6 protein-coding genes are annotated in these 6380 nt (G+C 54.2%); 1 reads left to right on the top strand and 5 read right to left on the bottom strand.

Annotated features, from left to right (window positions below; genetic code table 11):
• Nucleotides 1-2 precede the first annotated feature (2 nt).
• A complete protein-coding gene (locus PHP98_11180) occupies nucleotides 3-1256 on the bottom strand; it encodes a Glu/Leu/Phe/Val dehydrogenase (protein MDD5484191.1) in 1254 nt (417 codons plus the stop codon).
• Nucleotides 1257-1357: 101 nt separating this feature from the next.
• On the opposite strand from PHP98_11180, the gene PHP98_11175 reads away from it, so the two are divergent.
• Entirely contained in the window at nucleotides 1358-4348 is a 2991-nt protein-coding gene (locus tag PHP98_11175; GenBank protein MDD5484190.1) for a PEP/pyruvate-binding domain-containing protein, read from the top strand.
• A gap of 16 nt (nucleotides 4349-4364) precedes the next feature.
• On the opposite strand, the gene PHP98_11170 is transcribed toward PHP98_11175, so the two are convergent.
• The 4 genes from PHP98_11170 to PHP98_11155 form a co-directional block, all read right to left on the bottom strand.
• Complete coding sequence (locus PHP98_11170) at nucleotides 4365-4847, bottom strand: protein-export chaperone SecB (protein ID MDD5484189.1); 483 nt, start codon at nucleotides 4845-4847, stop codon at nucleotides 4365-4367.
• Nucleotides 4822-5340 carry a helix-turn-helix domain-containing protein gene (locus tag PHP98_11165; protein ID MDD5484188.1) on the bottom strand — a complete coding sequence of 173 codons (519 nt, stop codon included), beginning with the start codon at nucleotides 5338-5340 and terminating at the stop codon, nucleotides 4822-4824. The genes PHP98_11170 and PHP98_11165 overlap by 26 nt, the downstream gene beginning before the upstream one ends.
• Nucleotides 5337-5699 (bottom strand): hypothetical protein, encoded by a 363-nt coding sequence (locus tag PHP98_11160; GenBank protein MDD5484187.1) that lies wholly within the window; start codon nucleotides 5697-5699, stop codon nucleotides 5337-5339. The genes PHP98_11165 and PHP98_11160 overlap by 4 nt, the downstream gene beginning before the upstream one ends.
• A gap of 136 nt (nucleotides 5700-5835) precedes the next feature.
• The coding region (locus PHP98_11155) for a glucose-6-phosphate dehydrogenase (GenBank protein ID MDD5484186.1) at nucleotides 5836-6380 on the bottom strand (545 nt) is incomplete at its 5' end.

Raw genomic sequence — 6380 nt, 5'->3', positions numbered from 1 at the left:
TTTTATTGCACGCCGCGGTCAACCATGCTGTGGACGATTTTTTCAAGCGCGAGGCAGTAGGCCGCCTGCCGCATGGTCATTTTTTTCCGGGCGGAAAATTCTTTTGTCCGGGCATAGGCCTTGCGCATCCGGCTGAAGAGGCGGTGATTGACTTCCTCTTCCTCCCAGTAAAAACCTTCGCGGTTCTGGACCCACTCAAAGTAAGAGACGATCACGCCGCCGGCATTGGCAAGGATATCGGGAACCACCAGCACCCCGCGTTCTTCAAGGATTTTATCGGCGCCGGGAGTGGTCGGCCCGTTGGCGCCTTCCACAATCAGCCTGGCCTTGATTTTCGGCGCATTCTCGGCCGTGATCATATTTTCCTTCGCGCAGGGCAGAAAAACGTCGCAGGAATATCCGACGATGCTTTCATTGAGCGCACGGCCGCCGGAAAAACCGCTGATGCCGCCGGTTGAATCGCGGTGGCGGATCATGGCCGGAATATCCAGCCCGTCGGGGTTGCAGGCCGACCCGGTAACATCCTCAACCGCCGTCACTTTTATGCCGCGTTGATACAAGTCAAGCGCGGCGTGCGAGCCGACGTTGCCGAACCCCTGGACGGCGGCGGTATAATTTTTCAAGCCAAGATTGTTGACCGCCTCCAGCATGGCGCAGACAACTCCCCGGCCGGTAGCTTCCCTGCGTCCGAGCGAGCCGCCCAGGGCGATCGGCTTGCCGGTTACCACCCCGCGGGCCACGTCGCGATATTTGCGGTATTCGTCGTAAATCCAGGCCATTTCGCGGGCCGAGGTACCCATATCCGGCGCGGGAATATCAATATTAGGCCCGATATCATTCACCAAACGGGAGGTATATTTACGAACCAAGCGTTCAAGCTCGGTGACGGAAAGAGACTTGGGATCCACGGTAATGCCGCCCTTGGCTCCGCCGTAAGGTATATCAACCAGCGCGGTTTTGAGGGTCATCCAGAGCGCCAGCGCCTTGACTTCGTCCAGATCAACCTCGGGATGGAAACGGATGCCGCCCTTATAAGGCCCGAGCACATCGCTGTGCTGAATCCGGTAACAATGGAAAACTTTCATCGGACCGCTGTCCAGTTGGACGGTCGCGCGGAACATGATTATTTTGTCGGGGACGCGGATGCGCTCAATGATTTCCATGCCGTGAAAACGCTTGTTAAAATTCATGATTTCAGCCGTTTTTTCAACCAGGCCGATGGCGCTTTCAAAAACGTTCACTTTGGCTTCTTTCATTGATCGCTTTCTCCTTCCGTTTTTTCTTTCAACCCCGCGGATTTGAAGGCATAATAAGGGGAACGCGCTTGTTCCGTCAAGCCCGAAACAGGCATCAAACCATGTCCCGGATAACCATTGAAGGTCTGAAGGAGAAGCTTACCCGCTCCGCCCAGCCGGATGTCAGGCGTTTTCACGCCCTGATGGCGCGGCGGATAAAAACGATCCTGATGGTTTCCACGCATTACGAGGCTTTCAGTCTTTCGTGGGACGGCAGCCTGACGGAGGATATTTACGGCGCCTTTTCGCTTCTGCATCTTCAGAACGTCCCGCAAATCGTGACGGTAACTTCGGCGCAGGCCGCCCTGGAAGAGTTGGCCCGCGAAAAATACGATCTCATCCTGGTCTCATCCAATCTGCCGGACATGGATATCGGCGAATTCGGCCTGAAAGTAAAAAGCGCCCATCCGGACCTGCCGGTGGTAATGCTCATATTTTCCTTCGGCGGACTGCCTTCCCTGCCGCTTGCTCACGCCCAGCCGGGGATTGACTTCATTTTTTCATGGCAGGGCAGCGCCAAAGTCCTGTTTTCCATCATCAAACTGGTTGAAGACTCCCTGAATATTGACCGCGACCTGCAGATTGCGCGCATCGGCGTCATTCTGGTGATTGAGGATTCCGTCAAACAATATTCTTTTTTTCTGCCCCACCTCTACACCACCCTTATGAAACAGACCTTTGCGCGCGTACCCTACGGGATTGACGAAAATGAACGCCAGCTGCTCACGCGCACCCGCCCGAAAGTGCTCCTGGCCCGGACCATTCCCCAGGCCGAAGATTACGCCGCCAAATATCAGGTTTTTCTGCACGGCGTTTTTTCAGACCTGCAGATATCCGGCCCCGGCCACGAAAAACAGCAAAGCGGTTCGGACTTTATCCGCCGGATGCTGCGCTCAATCCCCGGACTCCCCATATTATTGATTTCGGCCGATGAATCCGTTCAACAGACCGCCCGGGAACTGCGCATTGATTTTGCGGATAAAAAATCGCCGCGGCTGATCAAAACGGTTGAAGAATTCTGCGCTGAAAAACTCGGCTTTGGCGATTTCATTTTTCGCAATCAAAAGGGCGAGGAACTGATGCGCGCGCGCAACCTGCACGAATTTGAACAGGCCATCGCCCGAATCCCGGATGAATCGCTCTCTTTTCACGTCCGGCACAATCAATTCTCCCATTGGCTTCTGGCCCAGGGCGAAACCGCGCTGGCCGAGACCCTGCGCCCCCTGCAAATGGAAGATTTTGAATCGCCGGATGAAATCCGCGAAATCCTGCGCGCCGCCGTGGAAATCGTCCGACGCGAAAAACACCGCGGGATAATCGCCGATTTCCGCACCGACGATTTCCAACCGGATTATTCCTTCCTGATGACCGGGCGCGGGGGACTGGGCGGCAAGGCGCGCGGCCTGGCCTTTATGTCCAACCTCCTCAGCCGCCGGACCGACAACGCCGGCATTTGCGGGCAGGAAGTCCGCATTCCGCGCACAATTGTGATCACCACCGACTCCTTTGATTCATTCATGGCGCTGAACAACCTGGATTTATTCGCGTTTTCCTGTCATGACGACGATCAGCTGCGCGCCCGGTTCCTGGCCGGAAAACTGCCGGAAAACCTGGCGGAACAGCTTGCGACCTATCTGCGGCACGTCCAGACGCCGCTGGCGGTCCGCTCCTCAAGCCACATGGAGGATTCATCCAACCAACCATTCGCCGGGCTTTACGAAACCTGCATGCTGGCCAACCGCGCCGGAAAATTTGAGGAACGGCTGGAACAGCTCATGCGCGCGGTAAAGATGGTCTACGCCTCGGTTTATACCGTTTCCACTAAAAAATATTTTCAGACCCTGAAGCTGAACATGGAAGAGGAAAAGATGGCCGTGATCGTCCAGGAACTTGCCGGCCGCCAATACGGCGATCTTTTTTATCCGGCCGTATCGGGCGTGGCGCAGTCGTTCAACTATTATCCCTTCGCGCGCATTGAGCCGGAGGACGGCGTCGCCTCGGCCGCGCTGGGTTTCGGCAAGACGGTGGTGGAAGGCGGCCGCTGTTTCCGTTTCTGCCCGCGGCATCCCAACATTCTGCCGCAGGCCGCAACGCCGCGGGAAATGCTGTATCAATCGCAGAAACAATTTTACGCCCTGGACCTGGCCGGCGGCAAGCCCTCGCCGGAATTCGGCAAAAGCGTTGATCTGAAACTTTTTGACCTGGAGCGCGCGGAAAAAGACGGGACTTTGCATCCGGTCGGCGGCGTGCTCTCCGCCGCCGACGACCGCCTGGTGGACGACCTGAACGAGGAAGGGCCGCGCCTGGTGACTTTTGCGCCTTTGCTCAAGCATAAACTCTTCCCGCTGGCCGATATTCTGGCGGAACTCCTTCAAACCGGCCGCGCGAGCATGGGCTCGGAAGTTGAAATTGAATTCGCGCTCAACATTGACTTCGCCCCCGGCACCAAGCCGGAATTTTATTTTCTCCAGATCAGGCCGATGGTTACCGGATGCGAACAAATTGCATTCCGGCTTGAATCAATTGACCTTAAAGAAGCGCTCTGCGCCTGCCGCCGGGTGATGGGCAACGGCATCATTGAAAACATCACCGACATTATTTACTGCCATCCCGGCCGTTTTGACTTCTCAAAGACCGAGAAAATCGCCGCGGTCATCGGCCGGCTGAACCAGGCCCTGCTTGAAAAACAGCGGCGTTATATTCTCATCGGACCGGGCCGCTGGGGAACGCGCATGGTCCAACTCGGCATTCCGGTCAACTGGCAGCAGGTGGCGGGCGCGGCGCTGATCGTGGAAACGAGCGCCGGCGGAAAACGCATTGATCCGTCGCAGGGCGGGCATTTTTTCCATAACCTGGCCGCCACGGGCATCGGTTATTTCTCCATCAACGAGACGGGGCTGGAAAATTTCGTGCGCTGGGACGAGCTTGAAAAAATGCCGGCCTTGTATGCCGACGAATTCGTGCGGCACGTCCGCTCCGAAAAACCGATGAGCGTGTACATGGACGCCCGCAACTGCCGCGGCCTGGTTATTCCGCCAATGCCGTTTGGGTAACTAACCGTTCTGCTCATCACTCATTCTTTCCGGATATTGTTTTGGGTTCCACCACCTTACCTTCCTGAATTCCGGCAGGGGAATCAACAAAACTCACGGTGGGCAACATGAGAGAGCGAAATGGTCCATTACTCATAGCTTCCCATAGGATTTGGCGCGCACTGCTGTATAGAATTGAACTTCCGTTGATTTTTACCAGTTGCTCAACCTTGTTCGCAGGGTAATCCGGATGAACTTCAAAATTACCCATGAGCACAATGGCGAAATTGTAGGGAGAATTTTTTTCCGGCCCGACATTCTGATGAATCCTGAGCAATAGCCGCCAGAGTTGCTTCTGTGTTTCTTTCTTCGACGGCAAAATCTCGGCAGTGGAGTTCACCTGGAGATCCTTGAAATCCAATACACTCGGCTTATTGGTATCGAAGCCCGGGTTGGCGGTGAGCGCCAGCTCTGTCACGAAATAGCCGAGGCATTTAAGCGGCGAAGGACGCGCTTTCATTTGCACTCCATGTATAGCGGCCGGTTTCCTGATAGGGAGCGGCGTCGAACTTGACCTCCGGTTTCCACCGCGCGAATTGTGATCGCAAAGATGGATTTGCCAAGGCGCGCAGATAGTTCACATCTATTCGCCCATCATAAACCGCGCACAAAAGGACGTTCATGGAGCGCGAAGGGCGCTCATTCCCGTTTTCCCAGCGAGTCCAAGATTTTTCACCAAGTTGCAGGAGTTCTGCTATGCCTTTTTGGGTCACCCCAATCGCATTGCGCAGGTCTTTCAACTGGTGGGGCGCAAGAACTCCAAGATAGCGGGCTTTGACAGCTTCTAGTTTTTCGGTTGCCTCGCCATCCAGGTATATCTCACCGCTCTTCGGGTCTCGCCAAGCCTGCACATCCACCCAAATCGTTTCGGCAATATCTTCTCCGCTCGCGTTCGGAATGTATACCGGTTCTCGTGAAGAACAACGCACCCATCCAGGCACAGGAGCTTTCATAGTTTATTCTCTCCTTTTCTCGGTTGATGACTTGAAAAAATAATAATTACGTGTCCATCGGAAAGAAGCCCGATTTTACCGTACATATTAACTCCATCGAACGTGAACCAAAACGCATAGGCATCACAGGGCGGTTTCATATCCGTAATATGACGCCCAATGACATCATTATTCGACAAAGCGGCGATAAGAGCATTATTCCATTGATGTTCCCATGTATCAGGGAATTTTGAAAACCAGCCATGTCGCGCATAAGGCTTGCGAATTACCCTTAATTTATCGTCTGACTCAAGAGCTCCAATGACAGAATTTCGCCAAGTTGTAGGAATTCGGCATTCATTTGGATCTGTATTTACCATAAGGTATCAAATGATACTTTAATTGCAAGTTAAATTTTCATTTATTATTTATGAACTGAATATTGCGTGGAAATCACGCTTAATGACACGATCAGAAGCGCAATTCCCTTTTTAGTCATTTTTTTATTTTACTGTTTCAATTGGCCCATTTGCGGCCGTGGCGCTCAATGAGGGCGGCGGCCGCGGACGGCCCGCGGCTCTGGAACGGATACAATTCCGGCCGGATTTTTCGCGCTTCAATCTCATGCAGAACCGGGGTGAATATATCCCACAACGCGGCCAGTTCCGGCGTGCTGACAAACATGGTTTTCTCGCCTTCCAGCACATCAAGCAGAAGGCATTCGTAGGCGTCGGGGATGGCCTTGGCGAACACGGCCGAATATTGCATGTCCAGCATGCACTGGGCCAGGGTTACATTGAGGCCGGGCACCTTATTGATGATCTTGAAATAAATGGCCTCGTCCGGCTGAATCCTGAAAACGAGTTCGTCGGGCCAGCGGCTGTTTTCATACCGGCTGAAAATATTGCCCGGGGTCGGCTTGAAACAAATGCGCATCTCGCATAAATTTGTCTCCAGCGCCTTGCCGGAGCGCATAAAAAACGGAACGCCGTCCCAGCGCCAGTTGTTGACATGCAGAACCGCGGCGGCATAAGTGGGGGTACGCGAATCAGGCGGCATGC

This window comes from Kiritimatiellia bacterium, from assembly GCA_028715905.1.
GTDB lineage: Bacteria > Verrucomicrobiota > Kiritimatiellia > JAAZAB01 > JAAZAB01 > JAQUQV01.
The sequence above is the reverse complement of the archived record's forward strand: the minus strand, read 5'-3'. Positions and strand labels throughout refer to the sequence as shown.